The organism is Cobetia sp. SIMBA_158 (genome assembly GCF_046566945.1).
Taxonomy (GTDB): domain Bacteria; phylum Pseudomonadota; class Gammaproteobacteria; order Pseudomonadales; family Halomonadaceae; genus Cobetia; species Cobetia amphilecti.
On record NZ_JAWJYL010001042.1, the window covers coordinates 1 to 238 of the forward strand.

Consider the following 238-nt stretch of genomic DNA (forward strand, 5'->3'; position numbering starts at 1 on the left):
CGAGCGTTTTAAAGCGATGTCAGCTGTCGCAATTTGAATTTGACTTAATTGCTCTTGTACTACTGCAAGTTCTGCTCGTTTTGAAGCCATTTGTTCACGTAAGCTATCTTTTTCTGACTCCGTTTGTACTTTTAAGTTAGTCAATTGTTCGACTTTTTCATTCAGTTCTTGAAGTTCAACCTTTAATTGTTGAAGGCGCGTCTCCAATTGCTCTTTCTGTTGTAAAAGGGAAGTTTTT

General features: G+C 37.4%; 1 protein-coding gene. It reads right to left on the reverse strand.

Translation table 11 applies throughout. The features are described 5' to 3' along the window. A partial coding sequence (locus tag R2R70_RS22980) for a hypothetical protein (protein ID WP_410979343.1) occupies nt 1-238 on the reverse strand: 238 nt, incomplete at both ends.